Origin of the sequence: Sporosarcina sp. E16_3, from assembly GCF_017347125.1 — a bacterium.
Lineage (GTDB): Bacteria > Bacillota > Bacilli > Bacillales_A > Planococcaceae > Sporosarcina.
Map to the genome: position 1 here is coordinate 1 of NZ_JADPRX010000037.1, position 25,164 is coordinate 25,164.

General features: G+C 38.0%; 19 protein-coding genes. 17 read left to right on the plus strand and 2 right to left on the minus strand.

All coding sequences use genetic code 11. The annotated features are described in order from the left end of the window. Window positions 1-592 precede the first annotated feature (592 nt). Window positions 593-2,392 carry a DNA/RNA non-specific endonuclease gene (locus I2483_RS16695; RefSeq protein WP_207278224.1) on the plus strand — a complete coding sequence of 600 codons (1,800 nt, stop codon included), beginning with the start codon at window positions 593-595 and terminating at the stop codon, window positions 2,390-2,392. 113 nt (window positions 2,393-2,505) lie between these two features. Here I2483_RS16695 and I2483_RS16700 read toward each other — a convergent pair whose 3' ends face one another. Beyond that, on the minus strand, window positions 2,506-3,288 hold the full coding sequence (locus I2483_RS16700; protein WP_207278225.1) for a phytanoyl-CoA dioxygenase family protein: 783 nt from the start codon (window positions 3,286-3,288) through the stop codon (window positions 2,506-2,508). A gap of 116 nt (window positions 3,289-3,404) precedes the next feature. On the opposite strand from I2483_RS16700, the gene I2483_RS16705 reads away from it, so the two are divergent. From I2483_RS16705 to I2483_RS16715, 3 genes are all read left to right on the plus strand, one after another. Beyond that, window positions 3,405-4,310: an AraC family transcriptional regulator gene (locus I2483_RS16705; RefSeq protein WP_207278226.1), complete on the plus strand. Its 906-nt coding sequence runs from the start codon at window positions 3,405-3,407 to the stop codon at window positions 4,308-4,310. Window positions 4,311-4,673: 363 nt separating this feature from the next. Continuing rightward, complete coding sequence (locus I2483_RS16710; RefSeq protein WP_207278227.1) at window positions 4,674-5,558, plus strand: AraC family transcriptional regulator; 885 nt, start codon at window positions 4,674-4,676, stop codon at window positions 5,556-5,558. A 115-nt stretch (window positions 5,559-5,673) separates the two neighbouring features. Further along, a complete protein-coding gene (locus tag I2483_RS16715) occupies window positions 5,674-6,540 on the plus strand; it encodes a phytanoyl-CoA dioxygenase family protein (protein WP_207278228.1) in 867 nt (288 codons plus the stop codon). Window positions 6,541-6,786: 246 nt separating this feature from the next. Here the strand turns inward: I2483_RS16715 and I2483_RS16720 are convergent, their stop codons facing one another. After that, window positions 6,787-7,827, minus strand: a complete 1,041-nt coding sequence (locus I2483_RS16720; protein ID WP_207278229.1) for a glycoside hydrolase family 18 protein — start codon at window positions 7,825-7,827, stop codon at window positions 6,787-6,789. A gap of 179 nt (window positions 7,828-8,006) precedes the next feature. On the opposite strand from I2483_RS16720, the gene I2483_RS16725 reads away from it, so the two are divergent. From I2483_RS16725 to I2483_RS16785, 13 genes are all read left to right on the plus strand, one after another. Beyond that, entirely contained in the window at window positions 8,007-9,035 is a 1,029-nt protein-coding gene (locus I2483_RS16725) for a carbohydrate-binding family 9-like protein (protein ID WP_207278230.1), read from the plus strand. Between the two features lies 1 nt (window position 9,036). Continuing rightward, window positions 9,037-11,682: a transglutaminase-like domain-containing protein gene (locus tag I2483_RS16730; RefSeq protein WP_207278231.1), complete on the plus strand. Its 2,646-nt coding sequence runs from the start codon at window positions 9,037-9,039 to the stop codon at window positions 11,680-11,682. A 591-nt stretch (window positions 11,683-12,273) separates the two neighbouring features. After that, window positions 12,274-12,885 (plus strand): YesL family protein, encoded by a 612-nt coding sequence (locus I2483_RS16735; RefSeq protein WP_207278232.1) that lies wholly within the window; start codon window positions 12,274-12,276, stop codon window positions 12,883-12,885. Between the two features lie 426 nt (window positions 12,886-13,311). Further along, complete coding sequence (locus I2483_RS16740) at window positions 13,312-14,193, plus strand: ABC transporter permease subunit (RefSeq protein ID WP_207278256.1); 882 nt, start codon at window positions 13,312-13,314, stop codon at window positions 14,191-14,193. Window positions 14,194-14,350: 157 nt separating this feature from the next. Continuing rightward, complete coding sequence (locus I2483_RS16745) at window positions 14,351-15,211, plus strand: carbohydrate ABC transporter permease (RefSeq protein WP_255550496.1); 861 nt, start codon at window positions 14,351-14,353, stop codon at window positions 15,209-15,211. Between the two features lie 28 nt (window positions 15,212-15,239). After that, window positions 15,240-16,682, plus strand: coding sequence for an ABC transporter substrate-binding protein (locus I2483_RS16750; RefSeq protein ID WP_207278234.1), 1,443 nt, complete (start codon window positions 15,240-15,242; stop codon window positions 16,680-16,682). Between the two features lie 175 nt (window positions 16,683-16,857). Beyond that, the gene (locus I2483_RS19710) at window positions 16,858-18,651 is read left to right on the plus strand and encodes a histidine kinase (protein ID WP_207278235.1); all 1,794 of its coding nucleotides are present in this window, start codon (window positions 16,858-16,860) and stop codon (window positions 18,649-18,651) included. Beyond that, window positions 18,644-20,149, plus strand: a complete 1,506-nt coding sequence (locus I2483_RS16760; protein WP_207278236.1) for a response regulator transcription factor — start codon at window positions 18,644-18,646, stop codon at window positions 20,147-20,149. The genes I2483_RS19710 and I2483_RS16760 overlap by 8 nt, the downstream gene beginning before the upstream one ends. Window positions 20,150-20,566: 417 nt before the next feature. Continuing rightward, window positions 20,567-20,938, plus strand: coding sequence for a flagellar protein FlaG (gene flaG / locus I2483_RS16765; RefSeq protein WP_207278237.1), 372 nt, complete (start codon window positions 20,567-20,569; stop codon window positions 20,936-20,938). Between the two features lie 17 nt (window positions 20,939-20,955). Continuing rightward, window positions 20,956-22,710 (plus strand): flagellar filament capping protein FliD, encoded by a 1,755-nt coding sequence (fliD, locus tag I2483_RS16770; RefSeq protein WP_207278238.1) that lies wholly within the window; start codon window positions 20,956-20,958, stop codon window positions 22,708-22,710. A gap of 34 nt (window positions 22,711-22,744) precedes the next feature. Next, the gene (fliS, locus tag I2483_RS16775) at window positions 22,745-23,146 is read left to right on the plus strand and encodes a flagellar export chaperone FliS (protein ID WP_207278239.1); all 402 of its coding nucleotides are present in this window, start codon (window positions 22,745-22,747) and stop codon (window positions 23,144-23,146) included. Beyond that, window positions 23,143-23,496: a flagellar protein FliT gene (gene fliT / locus I2483_RS16780; RefSeq protein ID WP_207278240.1), complete on the plus strand. Its 354-nt coding sequence runs from the start codon at window positions 23,143-23,145 to the stop codon at window positions 23,494-23,496. Before fliS ends, fliT begins: the two co-directional genes overlap by 4 nt. Window positions 23,497-23,631: 135 nt before the next feature. Beyond that, window positions 23,632-25,107: a methyl-accepting chemotaxis protein gene (locus I2483_RS16785; RefSeq protein WP_207278241.1), complete on the plus strand. Its 1,476-nt coding sequence runs from the start codon at window positions 23,632-23,634 to the stop codon at window positions 25,105-25,107. Window positions 25,108-25,164 lie beyond the last annotated feature (57 nt).

Genomic DNA, 25,164 nt, shown 5'->3' on the forward strand with positions numbered 1-25,164 from the left:
GCTTCAACTATCCGCAACTGCGTAATCGTCTATTTCATTCGTTTTTTTAAGAAATCATTTCAAATTCTGTTTCTTTATGATTTTTTAAAAGTACGCATTATGAAATTGATTCACGTAACTCATTATTATGTATATGTGAAATTAATATGTATATGTCGAATTGTTGTAGAAAATGCTATTTTTTTTTTGGAAACCAGTTTTCACACTATGAAATAAAGATCCAGCTCCTATAGGAAAACAAAATAAAAAACGTTCTAGACGCAAAAGTGTCCAGAACGTTTTTTTGAATTTCTTGAACCTTACACTGATGCTTGTATTTATCAGATAAAACGCTGTGAAAACGGGTCTTTAATGACTAAAGTCGCAATTGGATAATTATTGGTCTAAAGACTTCATTAAATTATACTGAAGAAGTACCTTTTAAAAAAATGTCATTAATGTTAGAATAGTTACAATTATCTAAATTATTACAAATTGAACTTATGAATAAATGTCTAAATTGTACGTAACCATCCAAAAGCATCGGTGCTAATTGAAGGAAATCTTTATTTCAATTTAAATAGCTCGATTTTAAAATTTAAGGAGGCGAAACATGTCCATTAAACGACTTGAAAAATATCTGAATTTTAATGTGGATCTTGTGGATTCGCAACAACAACAAGCATTAAAGCGTTACATCACGCGTTTTAGTGAACGTGAACGTATGGCTAGCGAACTGCAAACTAAAAATCCTTTGGAAGTAGATACGCCTGAACGAGTCGCGTGTCGCAAATCGATGATTGATCCACGTGATGGACTTGCAATTGAACGTATTATTGGCCAAGATGATCTGCTTCCTATTTCTTATCTTGCAGCGGGGCTTCAAGCAGCCAATCCAGTTTGTAGAATCGAGATCCGCGATCGTATAGGCAAAGTTCTCGGACATGCTACTGGGTTTCTTGTCTCACCCTCATTATTACTTACAAATAATCATGTTTTGGAGAACCACAATACAGCTCAGGTCAGTGTAGCGCAATTCAATTATGAAATGGATCTTAACTTAAAGGAACGCCCGATGAAAAGCTTCCGTTTTACACCTGAGCGTTTCTTTATAACGGATCAAAAGCTTGATTTCACATTAGTCGCGATCGAGGAAGTGTCTTCTGATGGCTCCCAAATAAGTGATTTCGGGTTCTTGCCTCTTCTACCTCAAACGGGCAAAGGGCTAGTTGGTGAATGTGTATCAATTATTCAACATCCACTAGGTGCACCCAAAGCTGTAGCAATCAGAGAGAATCAAATTATGGATGTATTTGACGATTACATGCACTACTCAGCAGATACCATGCCAGGATCGTCTGGTTCACCTGTATATAATGACGAATGGATTGTAATCTCCCTCCACCATGCTGGCGTTCCTGATCCAAAGAACCAGACTGAATTTATAGCCAATGAAGGGATTCGTATAAGCAGTATTATACGGTTTGTCGTGGAGCAAGGTGCCAACTTGAGTGATGATCAAAAGTTGTTAATGAAGGATATTGTCAAGGAATGGGAAATTCCTGGTCATAGCCATCAAGAGGTGCTAGTTGAGGAGCTAAGCGAGTCATGGTATGAAGGTTTGACCGGTTATGACACTCAATTTCTAGGTAATAATTATGAAGTTCCTCATCCGATTTTCCGGTCTGATCTTGAGCAGGATATTGCCCAGTTAAAAGACGGGAGCAATGTGCTTCATTATACGCATTTTTCAATTGTCATGAGCAAGTCGCGCCGTTTAGCCTATTATACGGTGGTGAATATTGACGGCAATCAATTGATGAAGATTGGCCGTAATGACAAATGGTATCTGGATTCCCGTATTAAAACAGCGTACCAGTGCGGTCCTGAATTATATAAAAATAATTCGCTTGATAGGGGACATCTTGTCCGTCGACGTGATCCTGTTTGGGGAGATGCAGCAAAAAAGGCAAATGAGGATACGTTCCATTTTACAAATTGTGCTCCCCAGGAAAGTAAGCTGAATCAAAAAAGTTGGCTAGATTTGGAGAATTACATTTTAGACAATGCCGAAAACTTGAATCTTAAAGTGACAGTGTTTACTGGACCCGTTTTTCGGATGGATGATATTATTTATAGGGGAGTTCAGATACCGGCAGAGTTTTGGAAAATAGCCGTCATCGTTAAGAAAGATGGGAATTTATCTGCAACTGCTTATTTACAGACTCAAAAAAGTCTTATTGAGGATTTAGAATTTGCTTACGGCGAGTATAAAACGTATCAAGTACCCATTTCGAAAATTGAAGCGATTACAGGGCTTGATTTTGAAGACTTACGCAATTATGATCCACTCAATCAATTGGAATCGACAATAGGATATGTCATTGATGCATCCGGGGATATAAAAATCTGAAGTCAGGTATAATAGTTCGCTGGAAAATTAGTGAAAATGAAAACCACTTAGGGCAAAATAGCCTAAGTGGTTTTCCAAGAATTTTAGGTGCCTTACTTAATTGCATTCAACTTTCATTTCACTATTTTTGAGGCGAAATCAGCCTGATAATCACGGAACATTGGATTTTCTCCACAGACCATCAAGCCTTGCCCCCAGTTCACGTGTACATCGGCAGTCGGTTTATCCGACGGATCACGATATTGGAATAATACGTTTCTACGCGGCCGGTCACTGCGATTACTATCCGAGCCGTGTATCGTTAAATAATTAAAAAACAGAACATCGCCTGCTTCGGCAGGGCACGGAGTCCCTATGGAAATCGGATATTCTTTATGATTTAAGTAGTGACGCCCTACATGGGGGATTGTTCCTTCTTTATGCGATTTTGGTATAACTCTTAGACATCCGTTTTCCAAATCTGCATCATCAAGATGAACACTAGCTGCCAACATGGTATGATTTTCATGTGGAAAATACGGATGATCCTGGTGCATTGGAAAAGCTGCTCCATTTTCGGGTGGTTTAACCAGCATTTTGGAGTGATGTAGTTGGACATTTGGTCCGATAAGCTTTTGCAAAACCGACACCATATTTGGATGAATGATGGCTTTAGAGAACGATGCATCATGATAATGAACGTCATGAAACCCTTTTAAAACAAGTTTTTTCAACTCATTTTGTGGGATGTTCTCCCCTTGCCATGCATGATTTCGATCATGTTTTGCATTTGCTGCACGTTGAATAATGTCTTCAACCGCATTTTTCATTTGCTCTACTTCATCTTTAGTAAAAACCCCTTTAACAAGCAAGTATCCATTTTCTTTGTAAAAATCAGCATCTCTTAACGTAATCATAATTTTCCCTCCAATTAGATTGATAGTATACTTCTTATATATTAAGATACTTATAGAATTTAGTATTTATCAGAATAGGCTACTTTTTTGTCTTATGAAGACATTGGAGGGATGTTTTGTTAATCCAATCATGTAAACTCAGTGAAGGGATTTTGACTCAATATGCAATGGAACTACTTGGAGAAGAAATTGCCTTTAAGGTGCATTATTGGGGAGTCACCCCGAAGCATTTTAACACCCCGTTACATAGGCATTCATTTTTTGAAGTTTGTTATGTACTAAGTGGAGAAGGACTTTATAAAGACATGGATGGACGATATTCGTTAAAGAAAGGGACAGTATTTTTATCCCGTCCGAACGTTCAGCACCAAATTTTAAGTGAAAAAGGACTTTTTCTAGTATTTGTTGCTTTCGAGATTTTACATGAAAAATCAAAGGATGAAGCCATTAGCAAGTTTAATCGGCTGGTGAAAACAAATAAGATTTGTGTCAATGTTGCTGATGATTCCCCAACTGCTTTACTATGGAGGGCATTGGTAGATTATACGGCAAATGGTGGTGTCAATGATTTTAATTTAATTACTACTATGGCACACACACTCATACTGTCCTTTAATTCTATGTTTTCCGAAGCTATTCAGAGAAGTCGAAGTCAAGAAAAAATATTTAGTTCTCCAACACATCTCTATCAAGCAAAGTTGTTCATTCGTGATAATTTATCAGAACCATTGAAGTTAGAACATGTCGCCAACTATCTTCACATTTCTAGTCGTCATTTATCAAGGCTCTTTTCTAATGAACTGCGTGATAGTTTCTCCAACTATATTCGCAAGGAAAGGGTAAAGGAGGCGGCCCGCCTTCTAGAAACAACAAGCATTCCTATTAAAGAGATAGCTGATGGTACCGGCTTCGGATCAGTGCATTACTTTACGCGCGTATTTACTGCGATGATGAACGTTTCACCTGCTAAGTATCGCTATGATTACGAAAAAAATTGTTCAATAGAGGGGGATTATGATTAATATCTAAAACATGATTTATTCAGTGAATATGTACGATTGAACGCTCCGTATTTCGTTTTCGAACTTCTGGTGAATATTCTGTTAGGCTTTCAGACGGAACTCGAGCGGTAGAAAATCTAAGACTCATCTTGGTGAGTTACACGTCGCTCACGTACGTCTCGATAGCCATTTACGAAAATCAGACACTGCTCGAAATTGGGGCAGTGTCTGATTTTTATATTCAAATCACCTAGATAGAGAAGAGACAACTGTACAAGGTAAAGCAAAGCCAATGGAATTTGGTGAGGCTGGGAGAGTTTCAACAAGTATGCTCATGCGGTATTCATATAACTGTTATAAAGTATGACAGAGAGGATTAGCCTGATGAAACCTTTTGAAAACGTAAAGATAAGCACTTCGGGGATGATAAATCAGCTTCAATCTGAAAGGGAATTGCGGGTTGATCTACCATTTCAATTTAAATTGGATAGTTTAATCTATATTGGAATTGTTGATTTTGAAACGTGGACTGTTAGTAGTCATCATCACGATCATTTTGAATTATGTTTTGTAGCTGAAGGAAAGGGATGGTTTTCTATTGATGACTATTTGTATGATGTACAAAAAGGTGATTTGTTTTTAACGAAACCAGGCCAAATTCATCAAGGAGCAGTAGCTGGTGAAGAGCCCTATCGTTTATATTACTTCGGATTTAGATTAGAAGAAATGCGTAGTTTAGAAACCGCCTTTTACCAATTAGGGATCCACTGTACTGCTGATGATGAAAAAGGAGTGGTAAAAAAACTATGTGATTTGATTTTCCAAGAAATCGGAAGCAGTAATTCCCATGCAGCTGAAATGGCACAGGGATATTTTATGCAGATGTTAGTATCGATTTTAAGAATTTATCAGGAAAAAAGTTCAACATATACACAAGCACCTATTACATTACCTACGCATGTAAAAAGAGTCTTAACGCATTTACATGAGCATGTACAATACCACCAAAACCTAGATGAATTGGCGAAAAGTATGCACATCAGTCGTTCGCATCTTGATCGTGAATTCAAAAAGTTTATGGGTGTATCCCTCGGTCATTATGTGCGGGGATTATGTATTGATCGTGCCAAGTACTGGCTACGGGAATCTACAGAATCGGTAACCTCGATTGCCGAGAAGCTTCAATTTGAATCCATCCATACATTTAGTATATTCTTCAAAAGATTTACCGGTGTTTCCCCTCGAATTTACCGACAACAGTTACAATGATTTTTTTGAAATGATGAAAAGCTTTAAATTAACGATGGGATTCTGTAAATACACTATGGGTTTTCATTTGTAATATAGGAAAGGAGGTTAACAACAAAAGAAGAGGAGTGGAGATATGATTAAAACACAGGTACTACCTACTAAAGAAGATGTTGCATTTTTTGAGGAGAACGGCTATTGGGTGGCCCCGAAAATCATTAGTGATGAACGTCTTGAACTTTTACGTGAGCGAATGGAATCAATCTATGATGGTAAATATGAATCTGGCAAGGAGCCATTCAGCAATTGGAAAAAAGAAGATGGTCCAGGGTTACGAAAGTCTGATAATGTACATTGGGCTGATCATGTCTATCGCGAATTAGCAACAGATGAAATGATTGGGAGCATTGCAGCAGAATTAATGAAATCAAATGCAATCCGCTTATGGCATGATCAACTTCTCTATAAACCAGGACAACTGGGAACGAAAACAGCAAATGTTGGTTGGCATCAAGATTACACATACTGGCAGTGTGCAGACAAACCGAGTCTGTTAACCGCTTGGGTGGCCTTTGATGATGTGGATCTATCCAATGGCTGTATGCAAGTAGTCCCTCGCAGCAATCAATGGGGACTGCTCAATGAAAACAACTTTTTTGAACAAGATATGAAAAGTCAGGAGAAAAATATGAATATCCCTGATGGAGAAACATTTAAACAGGTTCCACTTGTCATGAAAGCAGGTCAAGTTAGCTTTCATCACGCACTTACGTTGCATGGGAGTGGTCCCAATAACACGGACAAACCACGAAGATCTATCGCTATTCATATGATGACAGCTGATACATGTTATAAAAAAGGTGAATTCTCTGATGGACATATGAATGTATCGCTGTTAAATGGCCAAGATGGTGATTTATTTGCAGGAGAATATTTCCCTATTATGTTTCAACATAAGGGTAAAGAATGTTCCTGTTCCCCCTGCATAGAGGGCTATTGTTGAGCAATACAGGTAGAAAATGATTAAACCTTTTTAGCAGTCTACAAATGAATAGAAAAAAATGGCAACCTTATGAACCTGGTTGCCTTTTACTATATCCGGATTTTGTAAAATAATACCACAATGACTCACTATAATTGCATACTAATAAGAGGAATAATAGGTCCGTACTAGCAAACCTAATCCTATGTATTATTATGCAATTATGTGAGAAGTGTATTGATGTTTCACATGTAGATACAATGAAAATCAGGTACGGACTACTTGTAATCCATGCATGGCATCTAACAGACGGTAAGTAGTGTCGCATTTGTATTCCCAGAACATAATTCCACCAAGTTCCTCTTGGCGAACATAGTCGCATTTATGGCGAATTGATTCTTCGTCATCATAGGTAATGAACGTACTGCCATCAAAAAGATAAGGTGCCTTCGCTTCATCATCCCAAAAACGGGTAAATCCATTAACGTCGATATAATTAGCTAAAAGCTGAGAATAATCTGGTCCATATCCTCCTGAACCTGCAGTCATTTGATAGAGACCGTTATTTTTGTCGGGAACTTCCTTCCACATACGTGAATAAAATGCAGCCCCTATCACAAGCTTTTCGCGTGGAACACCAGCCTGAATGAATAAGTTTACAGATTGCTGTACACTGATCCTGAAAAGATCACCCGATGGGGTATATAAATTAGTATGATGTCCTGTTAAAGTTTGGAATCCTCCACGCATATCGTATGTCATCAGCTGAACATAATCTAAATACTTTTGAACCTCAGCCATCTCTGTTCCATCAATGTAATATTGATCAGCACCTGCTGCTATCGTTAGAAGATAATAGTGACCTGTTTCCTTCTCAAGACCATCCAATGCCTGTCTAATTTCTTTCAATAGCAATGTAAAGTTTTCTTTATCAGATGAAGAGGAATGAATGCCTGCTTCACCATAGCAAGGATATTCCCAATCGAGATCAATTCCATCAAAAGGATGTTCTTTTAATAGGTTTACAGCACTTGCTGCCAGAAGCTTCCTACCATCTAAAGTAGAAGCCGCTTCTGAGAATCCTCCAGCACCCCATCCACCAACTGAAAGTAAAAGTTTGAGATTTGGATTTATATTCTTTAATACATCAAGACTTTCTAGGTTTTTTAAATGATCTATCCGAATTTCATCATTTCTAACATGACCAAATGCTACATTTAAATGCGTCAATTTCAAAACATCTTCAGTACGTATACTTGGCAAAGAGCCGTCCCCAGCATACCCCACTATTCTATAACTTTTGTCCATTTAAACCCTTCCTTTCTCATATATTTTCCATTTATACTAAACTATGTTATACCATATAGAAAGCGGATACAAAACAAAGTTTTCCCAAAATACAGATTAAGTAGTTATTACCCATATCCGCTTGGGCATATGAAGTCTTATGTAATGCCGAATGCAAGTACTGTAAAGGAGTGATGAAAATGAAAAACGCGATACCTGAACCAACTATTCCTTCGTATTTACCGAATCGTTATCTGTGCCAAAAAACTACGGATAAGCTAATCCTAGATGGAAGGCTTGATAAGCCATTTTGGGAAAAGGCCCCTTGGAGTGAAAACTTCGTTGATATTGAAGGGGATGCTAAGCCGATACCGTCTAAGCAAACTAGGGTGAAAATGTTATGGGACGATGAGTATTTTTACTTCTGTGCTGAGTTACTAGAAGATGAAATATGGGCGACACTGACAGAAAGGGACTCTGTCATATTCCAAGATAATGATTTTGAAATCTTCATTGATCCCGATGGAGACACGCACAATTATTATGAATTTGAAATAAATGCCTTAAACACAGTTTGGGACTTATTGTTAGTAAAACCGTATCGCGATGGTGGACCTAGTATCAATGGCTGGGATATAAATGGCCTGAAAACAGCCGTATACATTGATGGCAAATTAAATGATCCCTCCACCAAAAAAGATAACCGCAAATGGAGTGTTGAGGTGGCGATGCCCTGGAACATACTGAAGGAATGTGCCAAAGAACAACGCGCTCCAAAACCAGGGGAATTTTGGCGTGTAAACTTCTCGCGTGTACAGTGGCAGGTCGAAGATAAAGAGGACATGTATGTTAAAAAGATTAATCCGGCAACTAATAAGCCGTTTCCTGAAGATAATTGGGTGTGGTCACCAATGGGGATTATTAACATGCATTATCCAGAATTATGGGGCTATGTATTTTTTACGGATAACTCTGCTAAAGAACTTCCGGACATCCCTGAGGATGAATCCAGAAAGTGGCAACTTCGTAAAGTCTATTATTGGCAAAGAAGATATTTTTCAGAGCACGGATCTTTTACCACTGATGTAGGAGAGGAACTGGGGCGAGAGTTACCGGAAGGATTTAAGATAGAAACGACATCCCGCACATTCCTTGCATCTCTACAAAGTTCTGAAGGAAATCGGAGAATTTATATTCGTGAAGACGGGAAAGTATGGGAGGAGTCATAAAATGGTCAACACTACTCGATTTATTTCGCTTGATGAAGCTACTAGATTACTAATTGAAGAGAAGTATCAATTCAAAAGGGAACTTGCACAGGCAAAAGAAGTGGAATTGTTCGGTGTCTTCGATGAAATACTAACAGAAGACGAAGAACTAGCATTAAAATATCTATTTGCTTATATGCCACTTAATGATTTGGCAGATTATGATGGTGCTTTATTTTTAGAACATGTAAGAAAAGCACTATATATTCAAAGCGTTGTAACATGGGGGGCCAGTGTTCCTTCTTCCATTTTTCTTCATTTTGTACTACCTTATCGAGTTAATAATGAGAATATTGAAGACGTAAGGGGGCTTCTTTTCGAAGAAATTTATCCGCGTTTAAAAGATATGTCAATGGAAGAGGCTATCTTGGAGACCAACCACTGGTGTCACGAGAAAGCGAATTATATTGGAAACGACCGCCGAACTGTTTCACCACTAACACTCATTCGAACAGCGCTTGGTAGATGCGGTGAGCAATCAACCCTAGCTGTTTCCGCTTTAAGAAGTATCGGTATTCCAGCTAGACAAGTATATACGCCACTCTGGGCCCATTCCGATTCAAACCATGCTTGGGTAGAAGCATGGGCTGATGGCGAATGGCACTTTTTGGGGGCATGTGAGCCTGAGCCAAGATTAAATCAAGGATGGTTTCAAAAACCAGCTAAACGCGCCATGCTTATCCATACACGTATCAACGCCAAATATAACGGTCCGGAAGAAGTATCAATTTCCCACCCATGGTATTCGGAGCTGAACTTAACAAGTCTCTATGCCGAAACGAAAATGATTAAGGTTCGGATTACGGATTGTGAAGGAAAACCAACCAATGCTAAGGTGGAATTTCAATTATTTAACTTTGGGGCACTAGGGTCCATTTTAACGAAGGAAACGGATGAACAAGGAATAGTCAATGTAACGCTTGGACTAGGCGATATTTATATTTCCGCTGTGGGCTCTTCTGGATGGGGGTTTGCCAAATGTAGTGTAACGGAAACCGGAGACATAACGATTGCGTTAACTACAGAAATTCCTTCTGACACAGAAGTAGAGTTCAAGATGATCCCACCTCCAGACGTTCCCGATAATACGATTATAGAAGTGACAGAAGGGGAAAAAGTACTGCATACCGAACGAGTGAAGCAAGGGGCAGCTATTCGCGCGAACTATGAAGCGTCATTCCTACAAGAACATGATGCAGAAAAATTGGCTCGTGAATGTGCGTTACCTGCTGCAAGAGTATGGGAAGTATTGAAGAAAGCCCGTGGAAACAGCCATGAGATTGCCGCCTTTTTACAAGAATACACCAAAGAATATGGAGAGTGGAGCTTGCGGCTTCTTGAAGTGTTAAATGCTAAAGACCTAACTGACACGTATCGCCCTACGTTAGCTGATCATCTGAAATATGCGATGAAAGTGAAAGAAATTATCCATGGGGAACTGGATCAGGATATATTTGCAAAATATATATTATGCCCTCGTGTTGAATTTGAAATGATTACACCATATCGATCCTATTTTACTAAAGAGTTAGGAGAAAAGAACATTCAGTTGTTCCTGGCTAATCCTATTTCATTAGCAGAAACTTTAGGTGATAAAATGGAAGTCATTCGAGATATGACCTATTATCGGGGCTCAGCTACACCCGCAGGAAGTTTCAAATTGAAAAAGGCTGACCCGCTATCTAGAGACATTTTATTTGTTGCAATAGCAAGAAGTATAGGTATTCCAGCACGCCTTGAGCCAAGTGATAAACGTCCACAGTTTTTCAGTGGCGGAACATGGCAAAATGCACAGTTTAGCGATACTGCAACTAAGGTAGAAACAAACACCTCTGAACTAGTTGATCAAGTAGGCATCGTTTTATGGAAAAAAGATGATACAACAGACGAAGCAATCAGTTATTCGAAGAATTTTACGATTGCCCGCTTTACAAAAGGCACTTACCAAACGTTATTTTACAAATTTGACGAAACAGAAAATGAAAAAATGGAATTACCTATTGGTCATTACCGTATAACAACAAGTACTCGATTAAATGATGGAACAGCCCTTATTTGCCTTCGATTTTTTGAAGTGAAGGCCGAAGAAGAAATGACTGTACCTTTGAAGCTGCCGAGACATGAATCTGACGTCCCTATCTTTGCAAAAGCAAATCTTGCCTGCAAAGTGAAATTAGTGGATGGACAAAGCCAAATGGCTAAAAATCAAACGGGTACAAACGGAACAACATGTGTCTGGATTGAACCGGACCGGGAGCCTTCCAAACATTTACTACGCGAATTCCGAGAAATGAAGGAAGAATGGGAGTCGCTTGAGGTTACTATTAACTGTTTCGTAAGTGAGGAAAAATGGGATACCGTTCAAACCATCAATTCAGCGGGTGATCTACCCAAAAATCTTACATTCTTTAAAGAAAAACCTTCTTATGAGGCACTTTTAACTATTGGAGAAAACATCCCAATTTCTAATGTGTCGGGAATTGAATTTCCCGTCGTATATGTACTTGATGAAAAGGAGCGAATCCGCCACATATCAGAAGGATATAAACTGGGGATTTCCAGGGAAGTCGTTAACGTCTACAAACAAATTTCACTTGTACAAAGTTGAAATTCTTTATGCTATTTCAGGAACTTGATCTTTTGAATGAGTGACTACGGTGTACAAATTGGGCTGAAGGCGCCTAAAAGGGGTGGCCGAAGCCCTTTTTTAGGCGCCAATACCAATGGAACGAACAGAAAAGAAATAGGTTTCTACACAAGCATCATCAAAATAATTCGATTGTATGGCTGTCGTATGAAGGTTAACAGAATCAAAATGATACTAAACACCGGTTATGAATTCATCCCTCTTAGTTGATTGCAGAATCGACTCCCTTTTTTTCCTTTACTATGATACTGTTTACTAGTCCCCATGTTACTTCTACTTCCCTATGTAATGGATATGATGTGTTTACGTTACCTGTCAGGTACGTCTATCTACCTTGAAGCTACTTTGCTTGGAGTGGAAAGCATCTCCAAACGTTGAAGCGGATTCAATGGGATACAATATTTCAACTAATGTAGTTTTATTGTTTCATACACCAGGAACCTAGGAGATTAGTAGGGTGAATGGCTGTAATGGAACAGTTCAGGTTTGTGAACAGTAGATAATTAAGGGGCAATGGCACCCTTATTAAGAAGTAAAGGAGCAGTTCAAAGTATGAGAATGTTACAGCATGTAAGCGAATGGGTCATGAGATTGGTTTGGACAAATCTTTTATGGTTGGGCTTTACTTTAATGGGACTAATCATTTTTGGAATTATGCCGGCAACAATAGCGTTATTTGCGGTTACAAGAAAGTGGACCATGAAGGAATTTGAATTTTCGATATGGAAACTATTTAAAGAAACCTATTTTAAAGAATGGAAACGGAGTAATAAAATCGGTATAGTATTTTGGGTGATTGGTCTGATTTTGTTATTTAACCTTAGGGTTTCCGGACATATGGAAGGTGCTTTCTCGCTTTATCTATACATATTTTTCATTTTTTTACTACTAATTTTTAGTATGACGCTCATTTTCTTTTTTCCACTATATGTGCACTACGATTTCAGTGCAAAACAATATGTAAAGCAATCCTTTATTTATTCTCTTGTCAGTCTAAAGTCAACAATTCTTATTTTACTTGGTTTGTTCATGATTGGATTTTTAATGGTAAAGATGCCGGGACTACTATTATTTTCGATGGGGGTACTTCCAGCATATTGGATTTCGACAATTTGTATGAAACGATTTGGGTATTTAGAGAAAAAGTTTAATGCTAAGGCGTAAATGATCCATTTTTAAAGATAGTAAGAGTGGCAAATAGGTAAAGAATCCAAAAATAAGGGCATAAAAAAGCGTACAGCTTACTTTGAAACAGATGTTATGTAACTCGGTTTAGTGCCGGGAAACGGTTCACCAACTGCTTTTCGGTATTTCCCAATCCGGCGTGATGTGTTGAAGAAAGTTAGGTTATGTACAAAATAAATATAGCCATGAGGAAAGCTCAAACTAGAGCGTTTCTCATGGCTATATTTATTTTATGTAGTCAAATTAGTTTGATTTGTCTAGTTAATGGCAAATTAGTCAACTATGAAAGGGCTTACAACTCTTATATAATAAAAGTATGAATTATTACTTAACCTGTAAGGGAGGTCGCGAAGACAATTGAAAAAAATCGGGAAAGATTTATATGATAACCGGATTTGGTTCCTAATGGTACTTCCGGGAGTAATTTGGTTTTTGCTATTCTCCTACTTGCCAATGTTTGGGACTGTTCTTGCTTTTAAGGACTTTAGGATTTCGCGAGATGGTTTTTTTGCAAGCGTGATGAATAGTGAGTGGGTTGGGTTTGATAACTTTAAGTATTTGTTTAGCACAGATGCGGCATTTGTTATTACAAGAAACACAATCTTGTATAACCTAGTATTTATCATACTCGGCCTAGTATTAGCAGTTGCAGTAGCAATTATATTAAACGAACTGGCTAATAAAAAATTAGCTAAAATATATCAAACGGGAATTCTTTTCCCACATTTTCTATCTTGGGTTATCGTCAGTTATTTCTTGTATACATTCCTGAGTGTGGATCGAGGGTTAGTAAATAATATCCTAGACTGGTTTGGTATAGACGCAATTTCTTGGTATAACGAGCCTAAGTTCTGGCCTGCCATCATCATATTTATGGCAATGTGGAAAGGCATCGGATACGGAAGTATTGTTTACTTAGCTGCCATTATCGGTATTGATAAAACGTATTATGAGGCAGCAATGATTGACGGCGCGACGAAGTGGCAACAAATTCGATTCATAACGATTCCGATGATTAAGCCGTTAATATTCATACTTACAATTTTGAATGTAGGAAAAATCTTTAATTCGGACTTTGGATTATTCTATCAACTACCAAGGGATTCGGGAGCACTATATGCTGTTACAAACACAATTGACACCTTTGTATATCGTGGTTTGATGACGTTGGGCGATATTGGTATGAGTACGGCAGCTGGACTTTACCAAGCGTTTGTCGGCTTGATTCTTGTTCTACTGACAAACTATATTGTTAGGAAAAAAGATGCAGACAATGCGTTGTTTTAAACGTATTCTTTACTCGTGAAAGGAGGGGAAGGTCGCTAAGCGACTGAGACATATGGCTAAAGAAAATGAAAACAATACAATTGTTGACGACAATGTCCCTTTTAAGACGAAGAAAGAAAAGAAGGGTAATCTTAACGGCTATCATCCAGTGACGAACATGGTTATGAATATTTTGTTAGGGCTATTCACATTCATGTGCTTGTTTCCATTTTTCTACGTAATCGTTATTTCATTTACAGATGAAGCATCGATTGCGCAAAAAGGGTTCCAGCTTATCCCTGAAGCTTGGAGTCTTGAGGCTTATAAGTATTTATGGATTATGAAAGGGCAGTTGTTACAGTCATACGGAATTACGATTTTGGTTACCGTTGTGGGAACGATAATCAGTGTTATGATGATTGCATTTTATGCCTATGCGATTTCTAGGCAACAGTTTAAATATAGAAAGTTCTTTACATTCTTTGCATTTTTCACAATGTTATTTAGCGGTGGAATGGTTCCTTTCTATATTGTAAGCACACAGTTGTTAGGTTTAAAGAATACAATATGGGCTTTAATATTGCCCCTTGCGATGAACGCATTCTACATTATAATCATGAGAACATTCTTTATGAGATCTGTTCCAGAAACGATATTAGAATCCGCAAGAATAGATGGCGCGAGCGAGTTAAGGATATTCTTCCAAATTGTTTTTCCGCTATCATTACCAGGAATCGCGACGATTGCCTTATTTAGTACTTTGGGCTACTGGAATGATTGGTTTAATGCCTTGCTGTTCATTGATGTACCTAATCTCGTACCATTACAATCTTTACTTATGAAAATTGAGAGTAATATTGAATTCATGAGACAAAATGTTGAAATAAGTGGGCTACAGGCTGATTTACTTTCAAATATTCCAGCTGATGGTGCAAAAATGGCTATGGTAGTTATTGCCACTTTACCAATTGCTATATCTTATCCATTTTTCCAAAAGTACTTCATTGGTGGATTAACAATAGGCGGAGTTAAAGAATAAAAACAATAGATAAAAGGGAGAGAAAAGAATGGGGAAAAAATTATTATTTTTACTTGTTTTCGTATTAGGAATGAGTAGTATACTGGCTGCTTGCAGTGATGATAAAAAAGAAAGCGCTGATGGCGGCGGGGATAAACCATATGAAATTCTATGGTATACGATTGGTACACCACAAAAAGATACGGCTAAAGTGTTTGAAGAAGTAAATAAATATACGAAAGAAAAAATTAATGCAACAGTGAAGTTAACACAAATTGACTGGGGCGATTATGAACAAAAAATGCAAGTTATTATTGCTTCAGGTGAGCCATTTGACGTAGCTTATACAAGTGGCGGGAAGTATGTACAAGACGCACAAAAGGGTGCTTTTGAGCCATTAGATGAATTGTTAGCTAGTAATGGGAAAGAACTTAAGGAAGTACTTGATCCTAGTCTGATTGAAGGTGCTAAAGTAGACGGCGTATTATACGGTATCCCTTCAAATAAAGAAGTAGGTCGACAAACCGTCTTTACGTTTAATAAACGGTTAGTAGATAAATATAATTTTGATATCTCTACAGTAAAAACGTTGGCAGACTTAGAGCCAATGCTTAAAGAAATTAAAGCAAATGAACCTACCATTAGTCCGATGGCAACATTTAATGCCTACCTACCACTTGACTATATTATGACAGGTGAACTACCATTTGCATTGGATGGTAAAACTGGGAAAGTCTTCAACTTCTACGAATCGGATGAAGCAATGCAAACGTATAAAACGATGCATACTTATTATAAAGCAGGATATATTAAGTCAGATGCAGCAACAAGTAAAGATTCATGGCCAATGGATGTAGAAAATTGGTTCGTTCGCATGGGCGATTCACAGCCATATGCTGATTTACTATGGACTCGCTCTGCGAAATATGAAGTGGTTTCAGTACCAGTTGAAGAGCCGACTACTTTCAATAGTTCAGTGACAGGCGCGATTCAAGCTATTTCAACTACATCAGATAATCCTGAGAAAACAATGGAATTCTTGAATCTTTTGAATACGGATGAATACCTTCGTAATTTAGTGGATAAAGGAATTGAAGGTGTTCACTATGAAAAGAATGAAAATGGAACAATAAAAGACCTTCCAGCACGTGTAGAAAGTTACAATATGCCAACCTATTCTCTTGGAAACCATTTCAATCTTTATCTATACGAAGATGATCCAGCAGATAAATGGGAAGCATTCCAAAAGTTCAATGATGCAGCTACACCGGCAGCATCGCTTGGCTTCCATTTTGACGCTAAGCCAGTTAGAACTGAAATTGCGTCAATCTCAAACGTTTCAGAAGAGTTTTATAAAGCGTTGGCAACAGGTACAGTTAACCCAGAAGAATACTTACCAAAAGCCAACAAAAAGTTCAAAGATGCAGGTTTAGAAAAAGTAATGGATGAAATGCAAAAACAATATGATGCGTGGAAAAAAGAAAATAAGTAAAACAACAAACAAGTCGGAGTAAGCACCCGGCTTGTTTTTTTGCTTTTCCAATTAGGTAGGGGAAATAGTAGATTTTCAAAGATTATTGGAGGCTCTAGCCACTTTAGAAACAGATAGTGATATAATTTCAATATACCTACTATTATGGGTAAATAGATAGTTAGGAGTAATTCGCGTGAAACTACCATTTAAACATAAAGTATTTACTAAATTATTGCTAACCTCCTCGATTACAATCATAGCAACAGTGTCTGTCTTGTTAGTCACAATCACTAACTATTATTCAGATGTCATCATTCAAAGGGAAATCGATTTAAATATTCGAACGTTAGAAAGAGTAGACGATTACTTTTCGGAAAGAGAACTAGACGTTACAAATGTGGTCATGGGGATTTACGGGAAAAGTGAACTAAATGATGAGATGTCTTTCGCTCTTCGAAATGGGTATGAAGATTATTTTAAGTATCGTCTAGATCGATATACAACCAGCACATCATTTACCCCAACCAACATTACAACATTTTTTAATACATACTTTGACCAATATAGTGATGTGAATGCCGTCAGCTTACGTTCAGAAGAAATCCCGTCAATAGAACATTTATTTATATACAATCACAGACGATGGAGTAAATCACTTATTAGTGGAACGGTTGATTATTCAAAGGTCCAACAAAACCATGATAATGTAAATACGTACCATTTAGTTAGACCGGTATCAAGGAACTTTCGGGATACAATTAGCATTAAGCGTACTATTAATAATCCTAGTACACTAAAAAAACAAGGCGAACTAACAGTTTACATTACCAGTAATGAATTGGATAATATCGTTAAAAAAGGCAAGGGGAATACTAATTATTCTTTTTTAATGATGAGTCATGAGGGAGATCTATTATATTCATTCAACGAGGGTGTCACATCTAAAATGCTTAATAATTACCCGGAAATTGCGGATGGGAGCAAAATTAGGTGGGAAGGGGAAACCTATTATATAAACTCGGTTTCTAAACCAGGAAATAATGGTTATACATATATGAGTATCATGCAAGAAAGTGAATTGAATAAATTAACAATTGTTAGGGGGACAATGTGGCTAGTAATCGTCATCTCAACACTGGTTGCTATATTTATTACCTATTCATTTATGAGAAATTACTTATCAAGAATCAAGTATATTGATGGAACGATACGGGAAGTTGAGAAAGGGAATTTGAATGTTCGTATCCGAGAATTCAAACAAAAAGACGAGCTTACTACAATATCAATGAGCTTTAACGCCATGCTCGATGAATTAAATGATTATATAGATCGCTTTTATATACTAAATATTAAACAGCAACAAGCTGAGTTGAAAGCGTTACAATCACAGATTAATCCACACTTTTTATTTAATACATTGGAAGTTATTCGAATGTCAGCCGTAATAGAAGGTTCAAAAACTTCGAGTAAAATGATTTACCATTTGGCAAGATTATTTAGGTATACCCTCGAATCTAAAGAAACAGTTCCATTACATATTGAATTAGAACATACCAATCAATATTTGCATCTTATGAAGTTGCAACATCCTGGCAAGCTAGAAGTCATTATGAATAGTCCAGTTGAGTTTGAGAACTTTCCTATACAAAAGTTAATTCTTCAACCAATCATCGAAAATTATATGCTTCATGGATTCCGCAAAGACCATACGGATAATCAGTTAGAAATTCGAATTTCTAAAGAGGAGGCAAAGATTATGATTTATGTAGTTGATAATGGAGTAGGGATTTCAAATGACAGGTTAATAGAGATTGAAAATCATCTTAACAACGAAGGTGATGTTATTCAATCGATTGGATTAAAGAATGTACATCAACGTTTGAGATTAAAGTACGGACCGGGTTATGGTGTCACGATTCAAAGTGTGGAAGGTGTAGAAACAATCATAAGCCTATGTATTCCTGTAGGAGGAATTGATCATGTTTAAAGTACTTTTAGTGGATGATGAGCCAATCATTACGCAAGGGTTACAAGTTTTTTTGAACTGGGAAGATTACGGTTTTGAAGTTGTTTTTATTGCTCAAAATGGAGCCGAGGCGCTATCTTACATCAAAGAAAATACCGTTGATTTACTTATTTCGGATATTATGATGCCGAAAATGTCTGGTCTTGAGTTAATTGAACACGCTAAAAAGGTACAACCTAAGATGGCATGTATTATTTTATCTGGCTATCAAGAATTTGATTATGTACGGCAAGGGATGCAGCTTGGAATTGAAAACTATTTACTCAAACCTATTGATGAAGAAGAATTAATTAAGACAGTTCAAGGGGTCAGCCTAAAATTATATGCAACTCTTGAGCAACGGTATGATTCGGAATTCACGACCCTTAAGGATAATACGCTTTGGCGTCTTTTAAATGGAGAAATTGAAAAAGTAGAATGGCAGGAAAGACTAGCGTTGTATGATATGCGTTTACTGCAACCTTTTTATAGCGTATCTATTCTTCATTATAAAAATGATTTTAATCCGATTCTGAGTAAAAATCTACGGAATTATATTGAGGAAAATTATCCCGCGACATGTCTTTATAATCCAGATCAAGAGCTAATTATTATTTTTTCTTCTGAGAGTGAAAATGATTTAGCAGCATATAACAGTCAGCTCGTTGACTATCTGAACCAAATAATAGATGAAATCCAGGGCTACTATTTAACGATGGGAAATGCTGTTACATCAATGGAAAAATTGGAAGACAGTTATAACTTAGCAAGGGGGTTAACGTTGTTCCAAGTATATGTAGAGCCCAATATGTTGGTTTTTGACAAAATGAATATTGATACTAAAAGTCTATTAAGAGCCCCGCAAGAGCTTAAAGTGGATATGGCAAAACGTGTGATGAAATCGAAAGAGGATGCTGTAGAAGGGATTAAGCTGTTTTTTGAGCATTTAAACTTGGAAAATGCCTATGTATCTCATGTTGTCGTAAGAACCTATACGATTGATTTGATTTCTTACATACATCATTCGGTCCAAATTGATAAATATTATACTCATACTGCTGCCATTGAAAAGCTGGTCTATGCTTCAGACATCGAGCAAATAGCACTAATTCTAGGAGATTATATTGATGAATTAACTAATAAGATTATGAACAAAAGTAATATTGGGAGTCCGATTATTAGAGATGTATTAGAGTATATGCATGTGAATTACCATCAAGAAATCTCATTAAAAGTATTAAGTGGGCGTTTTCATGTGAGTCCTATTTATCTTGGTAAGTTGTTCCAAGAAGAATTAGGAATTGTATTCTCAGCGTATATTAATCATTACAGACTGGAAAAGGCTAAGGAATTATTGAAAAAAACTCATTTACGAACAGGTGATATTGGTAAACAAGTAGGTTATTCAGATACAACGTACTTTTATAAGCAATTCAAAAAGTATGTTGGAACAACACCTTCTGAATGGAGAAATATATAATAGTATTGTAACCACTTCGAAAGGTTTTTTGCGAGCGATGCTATAGTGGAAATATAATAACATAAATAAAAAGTTGCTTACGCCAATATGTCGTAAGCAACTTTTTGAATTTAGACCTTAAATCGATTAACCGCCAAACTCAATTCCTCACTCAACTCAGTCAGCGTCTTCACTGCATCCGTATTCATTTCACCTGCTTTGGTTGCGATGATGGAAATTTCGGTTTATAAATTCGACGGTAAAAAATAATATATTTCAGATTTCAACAGATCTAGTTAAGTAGCGGGGGGCTTAGTTTGGAATGAATATCATTTTGTGGGCGATTCAATACTTTTTATTGCCAATTTGCTCAACTTCCTTTTGGGCTTGCCGATATTAACCATAACGAATGTTCTTATATACAGGGAGGTTTGGCGAATGGTAAGTCGTGTGGGTGGCGGAGCCGTAGTGAATCAAGCGAATGTATTAGCAGAAAGAACGGTACAGGACAAGGAAATCTCGGTTGTACAAGTGCAAGCGATTCAGGAGAAAGTGCAGCAGAAAGCCGATAATGAACAACAGTTGCCGGCCGATAAGGCAAAGCAAATGACTGACAGCATGAACACGTTTTTGGAAAGTGCGAATACGCAATTGCGATTCAAGTTCCATGAGAAGCTCAAAGAATACTATGTGACAATCGTCGATTCGACAACGGACGAAGTCATACGGGAAATCCCATCCAAAAAACTAATGGACATCCATGCGGCAATGCGCGAATTCGTCGGCTTACTGGTCGATCGGAAAATTTAAGGAAGGCGTGAGATAATATGCGAATTAGTGGACTAGCCTCAGGAATGGATACGGAGTCAATGATTAAAGATATGATGAATGCACATCGTATCCCGCTTAATAAAATTACGCAGAAAAAACAATACGTGGAATGGCAGATGGATAATTACCGTGCGACGAACCGTCAACTTTTTGATTTTAGTAAAAAGACGTTTGATACGATGATTTTGTCAACGTCGTTTGCGGCGAAGACGGTCAATATTTCATCGCCGGATGATGTAGCGATTAGGAATATGGGGTCTACTAGTGATTTTTCGGGATCGATTAAGGTTGATCAATTGGCGAAAAATGCGACTTTGCAAAGCGGTGAATTAAAAGCAGGAAATGTTAAGCTTTCAGATGAACAATTTAAAAACTCTACACTAAAAGAGCTAGGTATTAATGGAACAGAATTGCTAATAAATTCGGTAGACGCAAACGGCAAGATGACAACAGAAAAAAAACCATTAGTGCTTAATGAGACTGATACATTAAAAACAGTTTTAGATAGAATTAATAAAGAAACTGGTGTAAATGCATTTTACGATTCACATACTGGGAAAATTGCGATGACGGCTAAAAATAGCGGAGCAGGGAAAATTGAAGTTAGCGGTGATTTGGGTAAGTCACTAGGATTGACCAACAAAACTATCCAATATGATGGTAAAAAGACGACCTCTACATTAAAAGAGTTTGATATAGTAGAACCAACAAAAATACAGATTAATAGGCCAGGGCAACCTTCTGTACAGCTAGAGTTTGGTCCTGATAACACATTGGGTTATATACTTAAAAAAATAAATGAAAAAGTTGGGGGAAATACATTCCAAATTTCGGCCAATGGGGAAATCACAAAGGTTGCCACAGAAGGAGAAGCAGAGGATATTACATTTAGTGGTGATTTAAGTGCTGCTTTAGGATTGAACAGCAACAGTACAACCGGTCAAAACTCAAAATTCACATTCAACGGCCTTGAGACAGAACGTTCATCAAACACATTCCAAATAAACGGTTTTGAATTCAACTTAAAACAGGTTACTCCCCCAGATGGAGCACCAATTTCATTCAGTTCCGCCCCAGACACCGATAAGATCTTCGACTCCGTCACTAAATTCGTCGACGAGTACAACAAACTTATCGAAGACTTAAACAAACAAATCCGTGAACCTAAATATCGTGATTTCCAGCCGCTATCTGCGGAACAGAAAAAAGATATGAAGGAAGATGAGATTAAGCAATGGGAAGAAAAAGCTAAAAGTGGTACGCTTCGAAGAGACCCCACTATTTCCAGTATGCTGACGCAAATGCGAACAGCTCTTATGGGGACTGTAGGTAGCGATACACTAAAAAGTCTCGGTATTACAACGTCGAATGACTATACAGCCAATGGTAAACTTGTTATTAATGAAACAGAATTAAAAAAAGCAATCAGTGATGATCCGAATAAAGTGCATGAAATGTTCTCAAAAGATGGAGCTACTGTGGCTGAACAAGGATTTGCACGCAAACTGCGAACTATCGTTGATAAAACTCAAACGTCAATAGCACAGCGCGCAGGGAAAACAGGGTCAGTCAATGATACGTTTTCGCTCGGCCGCTCGCTGAAAGAAATGAATAGCCAAATTGAACGTTTCGAAGTACGCCTGCAAAAAATGGAAAGCCGCTACTGGAAACAGTTTACCGCAATGGAAACGGCAATCAATCGTGCAAACGCACAGTCGGCTAGTCTGATGAATGCATTTAGTAATAATTAACAACAGCAATGAACTAAAAGGAGACAGATATAACATGGCTATTAACAACCCATACACAACATACCAGAATAACTCTGTAAATACATCAACGCCAGGCGAGCTGACACTTATGCTCTATAACGGTTGTTTGAAATTTATTCTGCAAGCAAAAAGAGCGATGAATGACAATAATATTGAAGAAAAAAACAAGGCCATCCAAAAAGCACAAGCAATCATATCCGAACTTATGTTGACACTCGATAAGTCGTACCCAGTTTCACAAAATATGCTTGTCCTCTATGAGTTTGCAAACAGCAGACTGGTTGATGGTAATATTAAAAACGACAGTGCTCTGTTCGATGAAGCGTCTGCTATCATTACGGAGTTCCGCGATACGTGGAAGCAGGTTATCCAAATTAACCGGCAGAAACAGTACGCGAACGTAGATGAAATATGATTCGGCCTGCACTGACAGCGTGGCGTGATGTGACGGAAAAGTTAGTGAGGTTGACGCAAGAAACAGCGGAAGATAGGCGGGATGAGACGATTGCAGGCATCGAGGCACTTCTTGATGATCGTGATAAGTTGCAACCGCATATCGCCGCCCCTTTCACGCCAGAAGAAGAGGCATTCGGTAAAATTCTTGTGGTTACGGAAGCGGATGTCCAAAAGAAACTTGCTCAATTTACAAAACTGATTCGTACAGACATCGCGGAATCACAAGCGAAGAAAGACAATATGAAAAACTACGTCAATCCTTACAGCAATGTGGCTCGGGATGGTACATTCTACGATACAAAGCAATAATTACTTCCCGGCTGGAGATTATTTTTCTAGTCGGTTTTTTCTATTCTACATTCATATGGTCACTAGCTCCCATATGAATGATTATTCATTAATGGTATATTTTACACATAAAAGGAATTTGAGGGGGGATTAGGAATGCACAATGTGGACACGATTCGGCAAAAGGAATTTGCCAATAAGAACTTCATTCTATTTGTGACGCTTGGCGGTTCGAGTTTCATCGGCTTGATTTTTTATTTTGTTACGGGACAAGGGATGCTGAAGACGGTGAGTATGGCAATACCGGTTGTGGTTACGCTATTGTTTTATGCGTTAGCGAAAAAGGTTGCAACTATTGAAAACATGTTTCCGTGGATTGTCCTTGGTTTAACGGGATTTGCGGCGATATTGAATGGGGTTATAGGGGAACCGTCTGTAGCGACAGCTGGAATTGCCTTTTTCATAGCGGGTATTGCAAGTGTTCATTTATCTATGTGGATTATGACCTATGGTTTTGCACTGTCGCTTGCTGTGTTGGGCGTATTTTTAACGAACTATCCGTATCAAGAACAAATTGCAGCAAGTAAAGGCAGTTTGGCGCTTGTTTTGATTTTGATGGCAGTGGGGCTGTTCATCCAAATAAAACAGACGAAAAAGCTGGAAATGCAAGTCGATCTGTTTTCGACTGAACAGGCAGCACACAGGCTTCTAGAAGAGGGTAAGCACCGTTCGCTAAATGAAGGGATTGAACAGGTTGCAGCCGATTTGACGGCGATTGGTGAGACGGCTGGACGTCATTTGGAAGCACAGAAAGAACTGCTGACAATTATGGACAGCGTTTCAGCAAGTGTTGAACAGGAAGCATCGCAAATTGCAAAAATCGCAGAAAATGCACAGCGCACACAAGATGATGTAGCTGATATGCATAAGGAAACACATCTTATGAATGAAGACACGGCTTGTCTGCGCGCAGAATCTGCTGACATGGTAGAACTGATGCAAAATTTGCATAGGGGTATGCAAGAAGTGGAAACCTATCTCACTGATTTGAATGGATCATTTGATGCGCTTACTGAGAATATCGTGAAGACGAATGCGCTTGCCAAGTCGATTGAGACGATTACGGGACAGACGAATCTTCTTGCATTGAACGCGTCGATTGAAGCAGCTCGGGCAGGTGAGCACGGCAAAGGTTTCGCGGTTGTTGCGGATGAAATCAGGAAACTTGCTAGACTGACAGCAGTAACATTGGTTGAGATAAATGGCAATTTAGAAGATGTCAATACGATGAATGATCGCTCGCGTGCGAATTTGACGAGCAGTACAGGGAAACTTATTACACAGGCGGCTTTGTCGGTGGACGCTGAAATGAAGATTGGAATCATGCACAATACATTGAGTGAGCTTCACTTGAAGTTTGGTATGTTTGGCGACAAGATGGCTTCGATTACAAAGGAAACGACGGACATCGGGCGTATGACAAGCTCATTTGCGGACTTACTAACCGAATCGAGTGCTTCACTAGAAGAAGTGAATGCAACAATTCATGAAACGGTTGCAGATAATGAGCAAATTGTAACGACGCTGGACGGAACAATGCGACGAACGAAAAGCTTGGCTGAAGTTCGTTGAAAAATAAGTAGTCTGTTATAATGGTGGAAACAAAATTTGGTGGAACGGAGTGGCCAT

Coding starts and splice junctions, on each gene's coding strand:
- fliT (WP_207278240.1), top strand. CDS start 23,143: ATGATTCGGCCTGCACTGACAGCGTGGCGTGATGTGACGGAAAAGTTA.
- I2483_RS16760 (WP_207278236.1), top strand. CDS start 18,644: ATGTTTAAAGTACTTTTAGTGGATGATGAGCCAATCATTACGCAAGGG.
- fliD (WP_207278238.1), top strand. CDS start 20,956: ATGCGAATTAGTGGACTAGCCTCAGGAATGGATACGGAGTCAATGATT.
- I2483_RS16725 (WP_207278230.1), top strand. CDS start 8,007: ATGAAAAACGCGATACCTGAACCAACTATTCCTTCGTATTTACCGAAT.
- fliS (WP_207278239.1), top strand. CDS start 22,745: ATGGCTATTAACAACCCATACACAACATACCAGAATAACTCTGTAAAT.
- I2483_RS16700 (WP_207278225.1), bottom strand. CDS start 3,288: ATGATTACGTTAAGAGATGCTGATTTTTACAAAGAAAATGGATACTTG.
- I2483_RS16740 (WP_207278256.1), top strand. CDS start 13,312: ATGGTACTTCCGGGAGTAATTTGGTTTTTGCTATTCTCCTACTTGCCA.
- I2483_RS16745 (WP_255550496.1), top strand. CDS start 14,351: ATGGTTATGAATATTTTGTTAGGGCTATTCACATTCATGTGCTTGTTT.
- I2483_RS16720 (WP_207278229.1), bottom strand. CDS start 7,827: ATGGACAAAAGTTATAGAATAGTGGGGTATGCTGGGGACGGCTCTTTG.
- I2483_RS16785 (WP_207278241.1), top strand. CDS start 23,632: ATGCACAATGTGGACACGATTCGGCAAAAGGAATTTGCCAATAAGAAC.
- flaG (WP_207278237.1), top strand. CDS start 20,567: ATGGTAAGTCGTGTGGGTGGCGGAGCCGTAGTGAATCAAGCGAATGTA.
- I2483_RS16735 (WP_207278232.1), top strand. CDS start 12,274: ATGAGAATGTTACAGCATGTAAGCGAATGGGTCATGAGATTGGTTTGG.
- I2483_RS16695 (WP_207278224.1), top strand. CDS start 593: ATGTCCATTAAACGACTTGAAAAATATCTGAATTTTAATGTGGATCTT.
- I2483_RS16715 (WP_207278228.1), top strand. CDS start 5,674: ATGATTAAAACACAGGTACTACCTACTAAAGAAGATGTTGCATTTTTT.
- I2483_RS16750 (WP_207278234.1), top strand. CDS start 15,240: ATGGGGAAAAAATTATTATTTTTACTTGTTTTCGTATTAGGAATGAGT.
- I2483_RS16710 (WP_207278227.1), top strand. CDS start 4,674: ATGAAACCTTTTGAAAACGTAAAGATAAGCACTTCGGGGATGATAAAT.
- I2483_RS16730 (WP_207278231.1), top strand. CDS start 9,037: ATGGTCAACACTACTCGATTTATTTCGCTTGATGAAGCTACTAGATTA.